Source organism: Thiorhodococcus drewsii AZ1, from assembly GCF_000224065.1.
GTDB lineage: Bacteria > Pseudomonadota > Gammaproteobacteria > Chromatiales > Chromatiaceae > Imhoffiella > Imhoffiella drewsii.
Window position 1 is genome coordinate 1 of the sequence record NZ_AFWT01000059.1, and the last position, 17161, is coordinate 17161.

Consider the following 17161-nt stretch of genomic DNA (forward strand, 5'->3'; position numbering starts at 1 on the left):
GCGGGTGCTGCAGCCTGGGCGTCAGCGAGCAGGCGCCGAGGCAGCCGATCAGAGGCAGGGTCAGTAACCGGCGCATCATGCGTTCTCCAGGGGGTGTGCTGCGGCGTCACGTCGTGCGCCCCAGGCGGCGAGGCGCTCCTGGGTGCCGATGACGAAGACGAAGAAGGCCGGCACGAAGAACACCGCCAGCAGGGTGCCGCTGAGCATGCCGCCGAACACCCCGGTGCCGATGGCATGCTGGGTTTCCGCGCTGGCGCCGCTGGCGAGCATCAGCGGCACCACGCCGAGGGTGAAGGCCAGCGAGGTCATCAGGATCGGCCGCAGACGCAGGCGCGCGGCGCTCGCCGCGGCGTCGATAAGCGTGCGCCCCTCGGCATGCAGCTGGCGGGCGAACTCGACGATGAGGATGGCGTTCTTCGCCGACAGGCCGATGATGGTGATCATCCCCACCTTGAAGAAGAGGTCGTTGGGCATGCCGCGCAGCATGACCGCCGCCACCGCGCCGAGCAGACCCAGCGGCACCACCAGCATCACCGACAGCGGGATCGACCAGCTCTCGTACAGCGCCGCCAGCACCAGGAACACCACCAGTGCCGACAGCAGCATCAGTAGCGGTGCCTGTGCCGCCGACTGGCGCTCCTGCAGCGACTGTCCCGTCCAGGCCACGGCAAAGCCTTGCGGCAACTGCGCCACCAGGCGTTCCATCTCGGCCATCGCCACGCCGCTGGAAACGCCCGGCGCGGGGCCTCCGGCGAGTCGCACGGCCGGAAAGCCCTGGAAGCGCATCATTTGCTGCGGCGACTCGCTCCACACCGGCGTCACCACCTCGCGCAGCGGTAGCATGCCGCCGCTGGCATTGCGCACGCGCAGGCCGAGCACATCGTCCAGCTGCATGCGCGCCGGGGCGTCGGCCTGCAGGATGACCTGCTGCATGCGCCCGGCATTGGGGAAGTCATTGACGTACAGCGAGCCCATGGCCGCCGACAGGGTGCTGCTCACGGCGGTGAAGGACAGACCCATGGCCTCGGCCTTCTGCCGGTCGATCTCCAGGCGGATGCTCTCGCCAGGCGGCAGACCATCCGGATAGACATCGCTGACCAGCTTGCTCTGCGCCGCCAGTTCCAGCAGTTGCGCCTGCGCGGCGAGCAGCGCGGCCTCGCCCCGGTTGGCCCGGTCTTGCAGGAACAGGCTGAAGCCGGAGGAGGTGCCCAGCTCGTCGATGGCCGGCGGCATCAGGCTCATCACCGTGCCCTCGACGTTGTCGGCCATGGCCTGCTGCGCCAGCTCTGCCTCTTCGGCGGCGGTGGCGCCATGACGCTGATCCCAGTCCTTGAGCATGGTGAAGGCGATGGCCGCGTTGGGGCCGGAGCCGGCGAAGCTGAAGCCCAGCACCACCATGTTTGCGTCCAGCCCCGGGCGCGAGGCCACGTGCGCCTCGTAGGCCTTGACCACGTCCAGCGTGCGCTCGGTGGTGGCGCCGGTGGGCAACTGGATGGAGGTCATGAAGTAGCCCTGATCCTCCTCGGGCAGGAAGGACGACGGCAACTCCCGGGCGGCGATCACCAGCACCGCGCAGAGCACCGCGAACGCCGCCATCATCCGTCCGCTGCGCCCGACCAGTCGCGTCACCCGGTTGCCGTAGCGCGCCGTGAGGCGCTCGAAGGCGCGATTGAAGGCGCCGAAGAATCCGCGTTTGTGGTGGTGATCCGGGCTGACCGGGCGCAGCAGCGTGGCGCACAGCGCCGGGGTCAGGCTCAGGGCGAGCAGGGCCGAGAACAGGATCGATACCGCCATCGACAGGGTGAACTGCTGGTAGATCACCCCCACCGAGCCGCTGCCGAAGGCCATGGGGATGAACACGGCGGTGAGCACCAGGGTGATGCCGATCACCGCGCCGGTGATTTCGCGCATCGCCCGCGAGGTTGCCTCCCGTGGCGAGAGTCCCTGGGTGGCCATCAGCCGCTCGACGTTCTCTACCACCACGATGGCGTCGTCGACGATGATGCCGATGGCCAGCACCATGCCGAACATGGTCAGCGAGTTGATCGAGAAGCCGGCCACCAGCATCACCGCGAAGGTGCCGAGCAGCGCGATGGGCGCGACGATGGCCGGGATCAGGGTGTAGCGCAGGTTCTGCAGGAACAGGAACATCACCAGGAATACCAGCGCCATGGCCTCCAACAGGGTGTAGATCACCTTCTCGATGGACACCTTGACGAAGGGCGCGGTATCGAACGGCACCGAGTAGGCCATGCCCGCCGGCAGGGTCGGCGCCAGCTCGGCCAGGCGCGTGCGCACGGCGGCGGCGGTGCGCACCGCGTTGGCGCCGGGCGAGAGCTGGATCGCGGCGCTGGTCGCCGCCACGCCGTTCTCGCGGTTGGAAAAGGCGTAGGACTCTGCGCCCAGCTCGACCCGCGCCACATCACCAAGCACCACCTTCGCCCCATCGGCGTCGGCACGCAGGACGACGGCGGCGAATTCCGCCGGCGTGGTCAGTTGTCCCTGCACGGTCAGCGGCACGGTGAGGCGCTGGCCCGGCAGCGCCGGTTCGTCGCCGATCCGCCCGGGGGCGATCTGCGCGTTCTGCTGCTCGATCGCCTGGGCCAGTTCGTCCATCGTCAGGCCATAGGCGGTGAGCTTGTTCGGGTCGACCCAGATGCGCATGGCCTGCTCGGCGCCGAACATTTGCACACGGCCCACGCCGTCGATGCGGCGCAGGTCCTGAACGATATTGCGCGCGAAGTAGTCGTTCAGCGCGACCTCGTCGAACTGTCCGTTGGGCGAGGTCATGCCGACCATCATCAGGAAGCCGGAGGCGGCGGACTCCACCTGCAGGCCGTTCTGGCGCACCGCCCGGGGCAGCCGCGGCTCGACCGCCTTGATGCGGTTCTGAACGTCCACCTGGGCCATCTCGGCGTCGGTGCCCGGCTTGAAGGTGGCGGTGATCTGCGCGCTGCCCGAGGTGTCGACCGAGGATTCGAAGTACAGCAGGTTCTTCACCCCCGAGAGTTCGCGCTCGATCTGGCTCACCACTGAGTCGTCGAGGGTCTGTGGGGTGGCCCCCGGATAGGTGGCGTAAAGGCTCACCGTCGGCGGCGCCACCGAGGGGTAGCGGGCGATGGGCAACTGCGGGATGGCGATGACGCCGGCCAGCACGATGAACAGGGCGATCACCCAGGCGAACACCGGGCGGTCGATGAAAAACTGCGGCATGAGGGTTTCTCCGAACTCAGCGCGCGACGGCGCTGAGCTGTTCGCGGGCGGCAGCGGGCTGCCAGGGACGTGCGGCGACCTGTGCATCCGGGCTCAGACGCTCGATGCCTTCGATCACCACCTGCTGCCCGGCGCTGAGCCCGGATACGACGCGGTAGCGGCGCGCCACCAGCTCGCCGAGCTCGATGGCCACCGGCTGCGCCTGGCCGTGAGCATCCAGCACCCACACCCTGGCCTGGCCCGCCGTGCGGGTCACCGCCTGCTGGGGCACGCTCAGGGCATCGGCGTAATGCGCACGGGGAATCCGCGCCTGCACGTAGAGGCCGGGCAGCAGGCGACGCTGCGGGTTGTCGACCAGAACGCGCAGCAGCACGTCGCCGGTACCGGCGTCCACCTCGATGCCGGAGAACAGGATGCGCCCCTGCATGCCCATTGGCTTGCCGTTGCTGCCGAGGATCTCAACGGTCAGCTCCGGCCTGTCCGAGCGGACCTGCTGGCGCAGTGTCTCCAGCACGGAGGCGGACTGGCGCACATCGACGTACACCTGGTCGATCTGCTGGATCCTGGCCATGGGCGTGGCATCGGTCGGCGAGACCAGCGCGCCCTCGCTGACCAGGGCCTGGTCGATCCGCCCGGCGATCGGCGCCTCGACGCTGGCAAACTCCAGGTCCAGCCGGCGCCGCGCCAGCGTCGCCTTGGCCTGGGCCACGTCGGCGGCGGCCTGGTCGCGCAACGCCACGGCATCGTCATACACCTGGCGGCTGACCGCCTCGGCCCGCATCAGCGGGGTGAGCCGATCGGCCTGCACGCGCGCCCGCGCCAAGACCGCCTCGGCGCGCTGCAAGGCCGCCGCGGCGCTGTCCACCTCGGCCTCGAACGGCGCCGGGTTGATCTGGAACAGCAGGTCACCTGCCTCGATCTCGGCGCCCTGCTCGAACAGGCGGTGCTGCACGATGCCACCGATCTGCGCACGAATCTCGGCGCTGCGCACGGCCGCCACGCGACCGGGCAGATCCTCGCTGACCGACAGTTCGCTCGCCTCGAGTATCATCACCGACACCCGAACCGGCGCGGGCGCTTCTTCAGCCTGCTGCGCTGAATCGCAACCTGCCAGTACCAATACGGCAAGCCCCGCGAGCAGAATGCCCGGATGCCGTTGTTTGATGCACATCGCCTACTCACCTCGCTGAACGGATCTCCCGGACGCGCTGTTTTCGGTCGGGAGGACATCGAGGCAGTAGTCTGGCGCACGGCTGTTGCGAATGATTCGAGGCTTTGTGGAGAAAGCATGGAGGGCGCGATAAACTTCTGATCCATTGCCAGCGAGCCCGCCCATGTCCGATCCCAACGTGCGCCTCAGCCCCGCCGCCTCGGCCTCGCCATTGGTACTGATCGCCGAGGACGAGGCCGAGATCGCCGACATCCTCATCGCCTACCTGCAGCGCAGCGGGCTGCGCACCCAGCACGCCACCGACGGCCGCCAGGCATTGGCCCTGCACCAGGCGCTCAAGCCGGATCTGCTGCTGCTCGACGTGCTGATGCCGCAACTCGACGGCTGGAAGGTGCTCAGCGAAATCCGTTCGCGCAGCGACACGCCGGTGATCATGCTCACCGCGCTCGATCAGGACATCGACAAGCTGATGGGGCTGCGCCTGGGTGCCGACGACTACGTGGTCAAACCCTTCAACCCGGCCGAGGTGGTGGCGCGGGTGCAGGCGGTGCTGCGGCGCACGCGGGCGAGCGTGCCCGCCGCCGCGCAGGTGCTGCGCGTCGGCGCGTTCCAGATCGACCTCGACAGCCATGAAGCCAGCGTCCTTCGTCATGGCCAGCCGCAGACGCTGGAGCTGACGCTGACCGAGTTCAAACTGCTCGCCTGTCTGATGCGTGCGCCGAAACGGGCGTTCAGCCGCGCGGAGCTGCTGGTCGACTGCCTGCCCGAAGGCGATACCCAGGAGCGCACCGTCGACAGCCACATCAGCAAGCTGCGCAAGAAACTCGAGGCCCTGGACATCCAGGGCGTACCGAGCAGCGTCTGGGGCGTGGGCTATCGCTTCGGCGGCGATCCATGAAGCGCGCGCCGGGCCTGCGCCGTCAGATCATCCAGTCTCTGGCTGTGATGGCGCTGGGCATCATCCTGATCTCGGTATTCGGCTCCTACGTGTTCTATGCCATCGCCGTGACCTACCTGCCGGGCTCCATTTCCGAAACCTGGATGCCCTCGCGGGTCGAGATGGTCTGGATCGTCGGTACCATCGCCGCCGCGCTTGGCATGGCGGTGTTCGTCGCCATCCGCCTGTCGCGGCGGCTCATCAGGCCGCTCAATTCGGTGGCGCACAGCCTGCGGGAAGTGGCCCAGGGCAGGCTCGACGCCCGGGCGCGGATGGACGAACAGGCGATGGGCGAAACGGCGCAGCTGGTGCGCGACTTCAACGCCATGGCCGAGCGCCTGCAGGGCATGACCCGCGAGCGCGAGTTCTGGAATGCCGCCATCGCCCATGAACTGCGCACGCCGGTCACCATTCTGCGCGGACGTCTGCAGGGTCTGGCGGAAGGCGTCTTCAGCCCCAGCAGCGAGATCTTCGAGGCTCTGCTGCGCCAGGTGGAAGGTCTGAGCCGACTGATCGAGGATCTGCGCGTACTCAGCCTCAAGGATAGCGGTCATCTGGAGTTGCAGCGAGACAAGGTCAGGCTGGCCGAGGAGCTGGGTACCGTGATCCATGCCTTCGCGACGGCGCTGTCCGCGCGAGGGTTCGTCTTGCAACAGGAGCTCGATACCGGGCTGCAGCCGGACTGCGATCCGGTCCGTATGCGCCAGGCCCTGATGGCACTGCTGGAAAACGCGCTGCAGCATGCCGATCCGGGCATCCTGACCGTGCGCCTCGAGGCGTCGGAGGGGCTGTGCTGCCTGAGCGTGGAAGATGAAGGCCCGGGTATCGCCATCAAGGCCGCAGCCGACATATTCGAGGCATTTCGCCGAGGCGATCCGTCGCGCTCGCGCAAACATGGCGGCAGCGGCCTGGGTCTGGCCGTGGTCAAGGCCATTGCAGAGGCGCATGGCGGTCATGCGGTTTGCCGATCCTCCGCTCGCGGGGGGAGTCTGTTCCTTATCTACTGGCCGACCTTGGATTCTTATCGTTCAAGCAGAGGTTCAGCTGACTGAGTCCCAGTTTCGGGAAAGGTCGAGGTGGTTCTGGAGCACGGCCGCTCCATCGATATCGTCCGCGCGATTCGCAGCGGAAGTCTCGACGCCGGCTTCTATGCCGAGGCTGGTACGCTGAACTGGAGACCATTCGCGCCGGAGGATGGGCCGTCTTCCTGGTCCAGCTGATCGGTGAACCGCTGCACCATGTCGATCTCCTCTTCGCGTTTTTGCGAGGACGCGGCCAAGATCCGCTCGTCGGCGCCGCAGCGACTGTGGTTCGCGGGATCATGGCCGGCCGACGCCTCGATCCGCCTGCAGAGCCGTGAGCGCGGGTCAGTCCATCAGGTCGTGGTAGGGACAGATCGCCATGCAACGTCCGCAGCCGATACAGCCGAAGAGCGGATGTCCGCTGAACGCGACACGTCCCTGCGTGAGGAAGAAGTTCGGTGCCTTGCGAAACCGCGAGAGAGCGCTCTGTCGGTCCGGCCGAGACGATCAACATCAGAATCCCGAGGCGTCTCTTTTTTCAAGCAAGAACCATCATCCTTGATGGGGAAATCCGGAAGAGAGTGCTGAATAACGGGCTAAATGCCCGATCGTTGCCGGAACCTGTATCGATCAGGCATCGACCATCTGAATGACGACAAGCCGCCCCCCGTCTCCCTTGGCGAGCAGGATCTGCTGACCGTCCTTGAGTTCCAACTGACCGCCGATAGGGATGGGCGTCTTGGTCGAGACGTCCATGAGGTCCGGAAGGTTCTCGTTGACCAGCCACCAGGCGTTCCGGTGGAAAACGAAATAGCCCACTCGCTTCTTCTGCGCCTCGGTCAGCTTCTCGTTCGGTGCGATCAGGGTGTTGGCGTGCCAGGGAAAGAGCGACTGGCCGGTCCAGACCATGAGCCGGTGGTTGTCCGGCCGGTACTGACCCTCCTTGCGCGATGAATAGAGGTTGAGTACCGGCAGCTTGCCCCTGAAGGGCGTCCCGCAGAAGGGACAGCAGGGTCGGGTCGAGTTGTCGAAGACGTACCACTTCTGCTCGCAGTCGGGATTGAGACAGGGCTGGACGAGGTCCGCCGTCTTGACCAGCGCCGTCTCCCAGTCGTTCGCCGAGGGACGTTGGGCAGGATCGTGCAGGCCGGCGACGAAGGCCTGCAGGAAGAGCTTGGAGAGATAGGGCCCGGTGAGGGTGAAGGGCAGACGCTCGGTATCGACCCAGGGGAGCTCGCTCGGCTTGCTGTTGGCCACCTTGATACGGTTGCTGTCGTCGCTCGGGTGCTCGACGAAGAGTGCGCGTTCACCCATGGAGAGGGTCTCGTCGCGCTGCTCGTCGTCGAGGTCGTGGACCTTGCCGCCGCGCAGTGGATGGCGGTAGAGCAGATACATGTAGATGAGGACGGCGAGCGCATGCAGATCGGTCTCGCGTCGCGGGAGCCGGCGCTCGGGGTCGTCCTTGGGCAGATGGCTGGTGCGCACCACCTCGGGGGCGATGAAATCGGGCGTCCCAACCACGTCGGGCGGATACTTTCCGGGGACCACCAGGCCGTCGACGTCGATGACGCAGGCGAGCCCCTGGGAGGGATCGACCAGGACGTTCTTGTAGGAGAGGTCCGAATGGGCGAGACCAGCCATGTGCATGCGACGCACGGCCCGCGCGAGCGTTAGACAGATCTTGAGATGGTTGAGCCAGTTGCCAAGCTCGCGCGGGTCGACGAAGCGGTTGCGCAGGCCGGCCGCAGCGAACCACTTGCCCTCCTTCTCCTTGCCCTTGATGCTCAGCATGTCGTCGTTCTTCGAGCCGTGCTCGAAGAAGAAGTGACTGGGATAGGTCGGCGCCACCAGCCCCAGGCGCCCCTCGTGCTCCAGCAGCGCGGTCGGCCAGCAATAGAGATTCCGCCAATAGTCCCCGCCGACCTGATTGAAGATGCTCTCGCGGTATTTGCCGGCGATCATCTCCAGACGCTCGCGCGCCTGAAGATCCTGCGGCGTCTTGTAGAAGGCGACGACATAGGATCGGTCGGGGGCGAAATAGACGTCCTTCATCGCGCCCGAGCCGATGATCTCATCGACGAACTCGACCCTTTGCCCGTCGAAGGTGTTACAGGTGACGACTCGCGTCATCGGCAGCTCCAGGACCGACGCGGGGTCGGTGGATTGGTGGTGACAGTAGCGATCAGCTTCCAGCCTCCAGCGGCCAGCTCATGGGAGTCTGTCAGCGAACACGGCGACAACCCAACCGCTGGAGGCTGGTCGCTGGCGGCTGAGCGCTTTCCCGGTTTACCACAGCAGCGCGATCGTCCGGTCGTCGTGATGGCCCGGCGAGAAGAATCCCAGCCAGTCGGCGATGCGCTGCTCGGGATCCGGCAACTCCAACAGGGGGACGAGATCGTCCCAGAGCGCGTCCCACCGGGTCGGGTCGCTCAGCCCGTTGTCGGTCTCGAAGCGCGGATCGGAGACGCCGTCGGTCATCAACAGCACGGCATTGAGGTCGGCGAAGCGTCCGATGCCGATGCGCTTGGCGAATCCCTGATCCGAGATCGAGGCGCGGTCGAGAAAGCGCGTCTGGCCCGCGAACTCGCCGCCGTCGGGCGTGCCCATCAGACGGACTCGACCGCGCGGGCCGTAGGCGGCGATCGCCCCGTCGCCCATCCAGAAGGTCGCCAGGAAGGTCTCGCTCCCCTGACGTCGGATGGCGGCAGCGAGCAGGGTCGTCGCATAATCCCGGGCCGCTGCGCCCCGTGTCCCGGCCTCGTGCTCGATCGACTGCACGGCGAGCTGGGCCGCCTTGTGGAACAGATAGTGGAACTCGGTACCGATGGCCCGGGCGGTTTCCTGCGGATCCTCCGCCCAGCCGGCCAGGGCCTCGTCCACCCGGGTCCCCATCTCTCCGGCGAGGCTCGCGGAGAGATGGTCGCCTGCAGCCGAGACGGCGAGACGCGAGCCCTCGCGCGAGAATGGCGCGCTTCCGGCGCCGTCCGCCACCAGGATGAGATCCCAGCCGCTGTCCGGATCCCGGGCGATATGGAAGTCGTCGTCGCGGAAACTTCCCGCATGCTCGTGCGAGCGGCCGCGACGGCTGGCGGCGAGGATCCGATAGTCGTCGCCCTGGATCAGACGGGAGTCGATATGGTCCTTCCGATAGGGCGCGTCCGCCGGCGGTTCCAGCACCTTCCAGAGGCTCTGGGGATCCGGATTGACGATCAGCAGACAGTCGCCCGAGTAGGTCTCTTTGCCGTCGAGCGTCCAGCGCAGCGGGATGCGGTAGTCGCCTTCGTGCGCGGGGGTTCCCGACACCTCTCCGCGATCGGGATCGAAGCCGAGCCCAAGCCCTTCGGGCAGCCGGACATCCACCAGGCGCACCTGGATCCCCTCAGGAGTCCGTCCTTGCGGCGTCTCGGCATAGGCGACGCCGACCTTGGCATTCGGCAGACTGAAGCTCGCCCTCGGATCGGGCGGCCGAGGATCGGGCGTCCCAGTGGATGGAATGTCGCCGGGCCGGGATTCCGGTTTGGTGTCGGGGGAGGGGCCGGGTGCCGAGTCCGATTGCGAGCTCGCGCTGGAATCGGCTGTTGCCGGGACGGGCGAATGCCCCTGATCTGTCGTCGGCATCTCTGATTTTCCCTCGGCGTCGGCATTCGGGACCGGCTTCGCGTCCTGCCCCTTGTTAGGGCGCTCGGGCGCGCTCTTGTCCGAGAAGTCGGGCAGCACGTGACGTTCGACGGTATCGCTTAAATTACCGCGAGGCCGAAGCCTCAGTGATTTTCCCGGATAACGAAGCCTCCACAGCTGCAGCAACTGAGTAGCAAACTGCTCAGCCGCCTCCAACGCCTCCTCGCTGCGAACGAATTCTTCCACCAGGGTCGGTGAAAAACTCGACTTGTCGAAAAATGGGACATTGTTCTGCCCGAACAATCCCCAAATCAGATCCTCAAGGCTAGCGTCGCGCTGTCGGCGCTGCTCAGCCGTTAAGGGTCGGTCTTTAGCACCCATCCGAGCTAGCCTCGACCTCTGCCGACCTCGAACCCGCCCTCGTCGGTCGAAGGGTTCGGGGCGAACCCAACCGCGTTTCCGCACCATGGACAAACCACCTCTCCCGGACCATTGATGCACATCAGCTTACCGCAGCCGCAGAGGGCAAAGGCGGTCGCATTGCCGCAATGCGGACAGCCGGGCGCTCCGATCAGCTCGGATGTGCTCACCTTGAGGTCGGTCGCATCGGCATCCGACCAGTCGAAATAGGATTCGTCGAGCGGATAGCAGCCGGACAGCCTGAAGAGCGAGACTTGGAGCTGGAAGTCGCTGCCCGTCAGATCCTGGCGCTCGCGCTCGTACTTGATGAGATAGGGCCGCCGGGTCTGCTGACAGCGTCCGACCAGCGTCACGCAGGTTTCGTCGGCCAGCGTCCTCGGGGCCTCGTCGACGATCTTGATGACATCCTTGTCGAGCGATACGGGCACCGGGGCGGTGCCGCCTTCCCCTAGGCTCTTGCTTTGGGCGACCACCGAGGCGCTGATCCAGTCGATCAGGGTCTTGAAGTCCTCCGGCCTGGTCTCCTCGTAGAGCAGGACCCGATCGGTCAGACGCTTGAGGACGGCGAAATCGACGTCCCGTCCCATGCCGATCGCCGTCAGGGTCGCCCGTTTGGCGTACTGGGCGTTCCAGCGTGCGATCGCGGGGCCGGGATCGTCGGTCGGACGACCGTCGGTCAGGAGATAGACGATCGGTTTCCAGTCGCCCTTGCGCTCGGGCGTGGTCCTTACCACGGCGGTATCCAGCTCGACCATGAGCGCATCGAGCGCCTCGCCCAGACTGGTGCCGCCGCCCAGAGGGAGCTTGGGCGGATAGAATGAGACCACTTCGACCAAGGGGACGATGGTCCGGGCGACGCCGGCGAAGGCGATGACCGAGATATGCACGGTCTCGAGCGCATGCGGATCGCCGCGCAGAACCCGCACGATGGTCTGGAGCGTCTCCTCCATCCGCCGGAGGTTCTCGCCGACCATCGACTCCGAACAGTCCAGCAGGAAGAAGACCGGAAGTCTGCGCATCATCGCACCCCTCGATTGAAGTCCCTGAACTCAGAGCACCAGCTGGATCTCGGGCGGTGGCGGCGGCAAGGAGACCGACCCGGCGATGCCGGCGCTGCTCGAACCGACCGCGACGCTGGCCGAGACCCATTTGAAGAAGCCGGAGAAGGCCGCCGCGTCCAGGGTGTCGAGCGTCACCACCCGGTCCGTGAGCTCGCGCAGGAATTCCTGCTTGGCCTTGGGACCGGCGGCACAGGCGACGATCGCCCCGAAGCCGAGCTGTTGGACCTTGGGAATCGCCTGGCGAAAGTCGTGCAGATCCGATGGGCTGCCGTCGGTCATGACGAACAGCAGCGGACGCCAGTCGCCCTTGGCGTCGGGCGTGCTCTTCTTGACGTCGCGGGCGACGCACTGGGTCAGCAGCTCCAACGCCGCACCGAGAAAGGTCGCGCCCGACTGGGGCACCTGGATCTCGTCCAGCTGAACCGCGTCGAGCGGCGTCAGCGGCAGATACTCGTGCGCCTCGATGTCGAAGGTGATGATGGAGAGATGCACGCTCTCCAGGGCATAGGGATCCTGGCGTAGCGCGCTGAGCATGGCCTGCATGCCGACATTGACCGAATGAATGGGTTCGCCGCGCATCGACCCCGAGGTGTCGAGCAGGATGTAGACAGGAAGTCTTCTGGCGCTCATGCAGCCTCCGTCAGCTGTAATGTCTCAGCCACTCCGTGAAGGAATCCGACGGCGACGGCGAACCAATCGCCTCGAACCTCCATGCCTCGGACTCGCGCACCAGCTCGGCGAAGAGCATGGAGCGGCAGTTTTCGTACTCGGCGCCTCCGGACAGGTCGAAGCGAGCCATCTCGCGACCGCGCGCATCCTCGGCGCGGATGAAGGCGTTCTCCACCTGACCGAAGCTCTGTCCGTTCTTGGCGCCATTGTAGATCTGTACGACGAAGACGACCTTGGCGAAGGCATCCGGAAGGCTGTCGAGCTTGACGACGATCTGCTCGTCGTCGCCCTCGCCGGCACCGGTGCGATTGTCGCCGGTGAGCCAGGCACAACCCGACCTGTGCTGCAGGTTGTTGAAGAAGACGACGTCGCTGTCCACCAGCCGCGTCCGGCCTTGGGCGTCGCGTTCGCCCAGATCGTGCACCTTGCCGTCGGCGCCGCAGAGGAAGGCGGCGACGTCCAGGTCGTAATCCGCCTCCTTCCTTCCCAGCAATCCCTGCAGTAGACCTCGTTTGTGTTCCTTGATGTCCCATCCGAGACCGATGGTCACCATCGACAGGTCGTTCTCGTTCTTCTCGAGCCTGACGCCCTGTCCTTTCTTCAGCGTAACGCCCATGAGATCGCTCCCTACAACACCAGGTTCACCTCGGGCGGAGGCGGCGGAAGGTCGTTCAATTCGGAGACGTCCTTCTTGGTCAGATCGACCTTCTGGCTGCCGGTGGACACCGAGGCGGAGACCCATTTGAAGAAGGCCTTGATAGTATTGGTGTCCGCCGTGTCCAGCGAGACTACGGCCTCTGTGATCTGTTTGAGCACGGAGGTATCGACGCCCTGTCCGGCCGCGCAGGCGACGATGATGCCGGTGCGCGCCCGTCTGAGCCGTTCGAGCCCCTTGCGCCAGTCGTCGGTCGGCATGCCGTCCGTCATGATGAAGACCAGCGGCTTCCAGTCGCCCTTGGCGTCGGCGGTCGTGCGCGCCACCTCGGCATCGACCCGCTCGGCCAGCAGACCCAGCGCCTCGCCGAGCGCAGTCGTTCCGCTCGCCTGGAGCGCCGGGAACTGGAAGCTGGGCAGTTCGGTGAGCGGCACGATCTGCTGTGCCGAGCTATCGAAGGTGATGATGGACAGGAATGCGGTTTCCAGCGCATAGGGATCCTGCCGCAGGGTCGAGACCAGCAGCTGCACGCCGGTCTTCACCGCCTCTATCGGCTCGCCGCTCATCGAGGTCGAGGTGTCGAGCAGCAGATAGACGGGTAATCTTCGCATGTCCCTCTCTCCTAACCGATAAGGGGGCGCGCCTGGTTCAGGCGACATCGACCCCGAACTGATGGCACAGGGCCGCGAGCCCACCGGAAAAGCCCTGGCCAACGGCCTTGAATTTCCATTCGTCGCCGCGCCGATAGACCTCGCCGAAGATCATGGCCGTCTCGGTGCTGTAGTCCTCCGAGAGATCGAAGCGGGCGATCTCGTGATCGTCGTCGAGATTGGCGATCCGGATGAATGCCTCCGAGACCTGGCCGAAATTCTGACCCCGGCTGTCCGCCTCGTGGATGGTCACGCAGACGACGACCCGCTTGATGGACGAGGGCAGTTTCACGAGGTTGATCTTCAGCGCCTCGTCGTCGCCTTCGCCGGCCCCGGTCAGATTGTCGCCCGTGTGCTCGACCGAGCCGCATGCCGACGTGAGCTGATTGTAGAAAATGAAGTCCTCGTCGCGAGCGACCTTGCCGTTCTCGCCGAGCAGAAAGGCGCTGGCATCCAGGTCGAAATCGACACCCTCTGTCTCCCTGGCCTTCCATCCCAATCCGATGAGGATCCTTTCGAGACTGGGATCGGTCCTAGACAGCGAGATATTCGCGCCCTTGATCAAGGTTACAGCCACATCGCATCTCCCAAGATGTGAGATCGGAGCTTATTGACGAATATTACGCCGACTCGAAATCCCATGCACGCCGTGCCAGGAAGGGGCGCAATTCCCAATTTGGCGTCGTTTTCGGATAGGGTTGTTGAGGCGCTGGATACCGGTCTAGCACGTCTTAACCAGCGTCGGCATCTCGCCCTGCGCTCGAAGTCCATTCGTAGAGCTGCGGATGGGAGGGCGGCAAGCACCCGCAGCCGCACTCCGAGCTGGGTGACGCTGAGGATGTGTTCCAGTGAGTCCAGCGCCGCGCGCGCGGGTCCGGGCGCGTCCGTCTCCACCTCCAACACCAGGGCGTCTATGCCGGCATAGAGCTGGGTCGGGGTGCCGTCGGCGACGATGCGGCCCCGCTGCAGGATCGCCAGACGCTTGCGCGTCCGAGTCGGTCTCGGTCATTCAACGGTTATAGAGCGAAGTGAATATGAATATCGAAGACATCAAACAGCAACTCGAAACCATCGATCGCACGTTCCCGGAGGCTGCCGTGAGTGCCGCATTCGCCGACCCGGCCAACCTGGATTGGTGACGGTTCCGCATCCGAAAGCCGATATTCCGCTGCCGACCTTGCGCAGCATCCACCGTCAGGCCGGTTGGCCTTGGAAGTGCTTCATGCGATTCGCCTTGGCGCTGCACACCGATGATGGCGTGGCCTACGGGGTCACCGTGCCGGATCTGTCCGGAGCGGTGTGGGCGGCGAGCGAGGCGATGCGGAAGGATGGGTAACTCCGAGGAGGCTGGCGAGGGAACCTCTGGCGGGGGGATGGCAGGGCAGGGTCAGGGATTGCCGGGGCAGGTTTCGTTCAAAGCATGGGCGGAAATTGCGGGCACCAGGCTGCTATTTTGCGTGACCCGCCCCCGGACGCGCCGCTGTTTTTCAAGACTTGCCCCCGGTTTCTGCTAACCCCGGTTTCCCAGTCCCGATCGGATGCAGCAATGCGGCTCAGACGCCCTTTGACCGATCACAGCATCCGCTGACCTCAGTCAATGCCCCATCGATATTCGATAATGGGCAGACACCAGAATCACTCTCGCCGAGACCCCGGTAACCGACGCAGGTGTTACGGCCTCGAGACTTGGCCTGATACAGCGCTTGATCCGCGATCTTGATCAGCTTCTTGTCGCATTCCTCGTCTATGGAACAGTCCGTTGACTTGAGACAGAAAAGGAATCCCAGGGAGCAGCTCATCCGCAGCGCTTGATCGCCATTACCGAAACGATGCACGAACGTTTCCCGGCGAATCCGCTCCACGATGCCGTAAGCGCTGTCTTCGTCGATGCCCCGACACACCAGGATGAACTCCTCCCCACCGCTACGCACCAAGGTATCCCCTTGACGACAGCAATGACGCAAGAGATCGGCCATTTGCCGCAACACCAGATCGCCGACGTCGTGGCCGTAACGATCGTTGACCCTTTTAAAATGATCCAGATCGATCATAGCGATCAGCCGGTTGACGTCGCGATTCAGAGCACGGTCTGTCGCAAGCGACTGATCCAGGTAACGACGATTACCCAGACCCGTCAAGGGGTCGGTGAGGCTATCCTGCTCGAACTTGACGCGCTCCCGCTCCAGCAGTGAGCGCTGATCGACGGCCCTCTGTGCCATCTGGGCAAAGGCATGCGCAAGTTGGCCAACCTCATCGCGTCCGGCAAGGTGTTCGAAATATTGATCATCAGGCCGATGGATACGGCCAAAATGCTCGCTCTCGAGCTTGAGCGCAAGAATCGGCCGCACCAATGCGCGTTCGAGATAGAGGTAGGCAGCCAGACCGGCAACGACCGCGACGCAAAAGATGAGCGTCAGTGAATAGCGCGCCGATGCCAGTGTCCGCTGATAGAAGGGACGTTCCTGCTCCAAACTGATGCGTAGCGCTTGCGTGCCGGTATTGAGCAAGGGCAACGTCATCTCGGACAAGGTCGCCTGATCCGAAAGCTCTCGGACCAGGGGTGCGGATGGCGCCTCGGCGACCAGCCCCAACTGCACGGGCAAGCGGAGCTTGGCGGCCAACTCGCTGACCAAGACATGGCTCACCAAGCGTCCGAAATAGAGATGACCGCGAGACGGACCAGCGCGATTGGTCGGCAGGATCTGACAGGAGGTGATCAGGAGTGGTCCGACCGGGGAGAGCATCAACCCGGTTCCACCCTCCTTGAGCAGGGGGCTGACAGCTTGCGCGGCCAGGTTATCGGCAATGAAACGCCCGGCGAGTGCTTGCCCGGCTTCCGAGAACTGGCTTGCCAACAATTGGCCGTCAGAACCCACGATGACGATCAGATCCAACTTGATGTGCTGCAACCAGTCCTGGGTCAGATTGGTTTGTTCATACTCACGATTCGGTTCGGCGGCATAGCGATAGGTATCGTCCCACCATCCCCAGTCATGCAGCGCTAGCTCGATTCGTTTGAGTTCCTGGTCGACCCCTTGTTCGACACGAGACAAATCGACCAAGCGATGGTCACGCGTGATGTTGTGGATATCGGGCAGGATGCGCGTCTGGAAGATCGTCAAGATGCCAACGCCGAGCAGCGCGAGCAACAGACAGAGCCCGAGGATCAGCTTGATTCTGATGGTCATCGTATAGACAGTCATGCTCGACGAGAAGATGCTTGCCCGAGCGTCGCCTATGACGCGACTCCATTCCGTTCTCGGGCCACGCGATCTCCAGGCACAGCCACAGGTTTCAAGGAACTGGCTTGCTGAGGTCAGCGCACTGTACCGAACTCAAAGGCTCGGCATCGGATTTCTCTCGGGAGACCTGATCGTGGTTGGGTCCAGGCACATAAGCCAGACGTGATAGATGGGCCTGAAACGCACACGTGAGGACCAGGGGGATGGCTCGTTTCCCTCTCGACACCCTCCTCGCGCCTGGATCAGGATAATACGAAAAAAGGACTGCGGTTCTTGCATCAGCTCACAGTTTGCCATTCACGAGTCGATGGCAAGTCGAAGCGACGACGGCGTATTGCGAAGATGAAAAGGCTTCGGCATCCGCGCAGCCGTCGCTAAGGAAGTGTCCATCAACTGTTTCCCGATTTCATCGTAGTCGGTATGCTTGGTCGATCATGAAGTGATCTCCGAGGGTGCGGGATGGCAGCGGTTGAGGTCGTGATTCCGGAAGCCGTAGAAGGGCA

The 17161-nt window shown here is 64.7% G+C and carries 12 protein-coding genes and 1 pseudogene; 2 read left to right on the forward strand and 11 right to left on the reverse strand.

The genetic code is table 11. The annotated features are described in order from the left end of the window. Nucleotides 1–75: 75 nt before the first annotated feature. Entirely contained in the window at nt 76–3213 is a 3138-nt protein-coding gene (locus tag THIDRDRAFT_RS21835; protein ID WP_007043102.1) for a multidrug efflux RND transporter permease subunit, read from the reverse strand. A gap of 16 nt (nt 3214–3229) precedes the next feature. Then, nucleotides 3230–4384, reverse strand: a complete 1155-nt coding sequence (locus THIDRDRAFT_RS21840) for an efflux RND transporter periplasmic adaptor subunit (RefSeq protein WP_007043103.1) — start codon at nt 4382–4384, stop codon at nt 3230–3232. Nucleotides 4385–4547: 163 nt separating this feature from the next. Here THIDRDRAFT_RS21840 and THIDRDRAFT_RS21845 point away from each other — a divergent pair, with 163 nt between their 5' ends. Together THIDRDRAFT_RS21845 and THIDRDRAFT_RS21850 are read left to right on the forward strand one after the other, a co-directional pair. Further along, nucleotides 4548–5282, forward strand: coding sequence for a response regulator (locus THIDRDRAFT_RS21845; protein WP_007043104.1), 735 nt, complete (start codon nt 4548–4550; stop codon nt 5280–5282). Then, nucleotides 5279–6373, forward strand: a complete 1095-nt coding sequence (locus tag THIDRDRAFT_RS21850) for an ATP-binding protein (protein WP_007043105.1) — start codon at nt 5279–5281, stop codon at nt 6371–6373. Before THIDRDRAFT_RS21845 ends, THIDRDRAFT_RS21850 begins: the two co-directional genes overlap by 4 nt. Before the next feature lie 315 nt (nt 6374–6688). Here THIDRDRAFT_RS21850 and THIDRDRAFT_RS27420 read toward each other — a convergent pair. The 9 genes and pseudogenes from THIDRDRAFT_RS27420 to THIDRDRAFT_RS21895 form a co-directional block, all read right to left on the reverse strand. Further along, nucleotides 6689–6745, reverse strand: a pseudogene (locus THIDRDRAFT_RS27420) (4Fe-4S binding protein); the annotation flags it as partial. Between the two features lie 228 nt (nt 6746–6973). Beyond that, nucleotides 6974–8473 (reverse strand): helix-hairpin-helix domain-containing protein, encoded by a 1500-nt coding sequence (locus tag THIDRDRAFT_RS21855; protein WP_007043106.1) that lies wholly within the window; start codon nt 8471–8473, stop codon nt 6974–6976. Nucleotides 8474–8629: 156 nt separating this feature from the next. Next, on the reverse strand, nt 8630–10342 hold the full coding sequence (locus tag THIDRDRAFT_RS21860; protein WP_007043107.1) for a PP2C family serine/threonine-protein phosphatase: 1713 nt from the start codon (nt 10340–10342) through the stop codon (nt 8630–8632). A gap of 5 nt (nt 10343–10347) precedes the next feature. Then, nucleotides 10348–11400, reverse strand: coding sequence for a TerY-C metal binding domain-containing protein (locus tag THIDRDRAFT_RS21865; protein WP_040845792.1), 1053 nt, complete (start codon nt 11398–11400; stop codon nt 10348–10350). A 30-nt stretch (nt 11401–11430) separates the two neighbouring features. Continuing rightward, nucleotides 11431–12072: a vWA domain-containing protein gene (locus tag THIDRDRAFT_RS21870; protein WP_007043109.1), complete on the reverse strand. Its 642-nt coding sequence runs from the start codon at nt 12070–12072 to the stop codon at nt 11431–11433. Between the two features lie 10 nt (nt 12073–12082). Beyond that, entirely contained in the window at nt 12083–12727 is a 645-nt protein-coding gene (locus tag THIDRDRAFT_RS21875) for a TerD family protein (RefSeq protein ID WP_007043110.1), read from the reverse strand. A gap of 11 nt (nt 12728–12738) precedes the next feature. Then, nucleotides 12739–13377, reverse strand: a complete 639-nt coding sequence (locus tag THIDRDRAFT_RS21880; protein ID WP_007043111.1) for a vWA domain-containing protein — start codon at nt 13375–13377, stop codon at nt 12739–12741. 37 nt (nt 13378–13414) lie between these two features. Then, on the reverse strand, nt 13415–13993 hold the full coding sequence (locus THIDRDRAFT_RS21885; RefSeq protein WP_007043112.1) for a TerD family protein: 579 nt from the start codon (nt 13991–13993) through the stop codon (nt 13415–13417). 976 nt (nt 13994–14969) lie between these two features. Beyond that, the gene (locus tag THIDRDRAFT_RS21895; RefSeq protein ID WP_159105441.1) at nt 14970–16604 is read right to left on the reverse strand and encodes a sensor domain-containing diguanylate cyclase; all 1635 of its coding nucleotides are present in this window, start codon (nt 16602–16604) and stop codon (nt 14970–14972) included. Between the last annotated feature and the right edge of the window lie 557 nt (nt 16605–17161).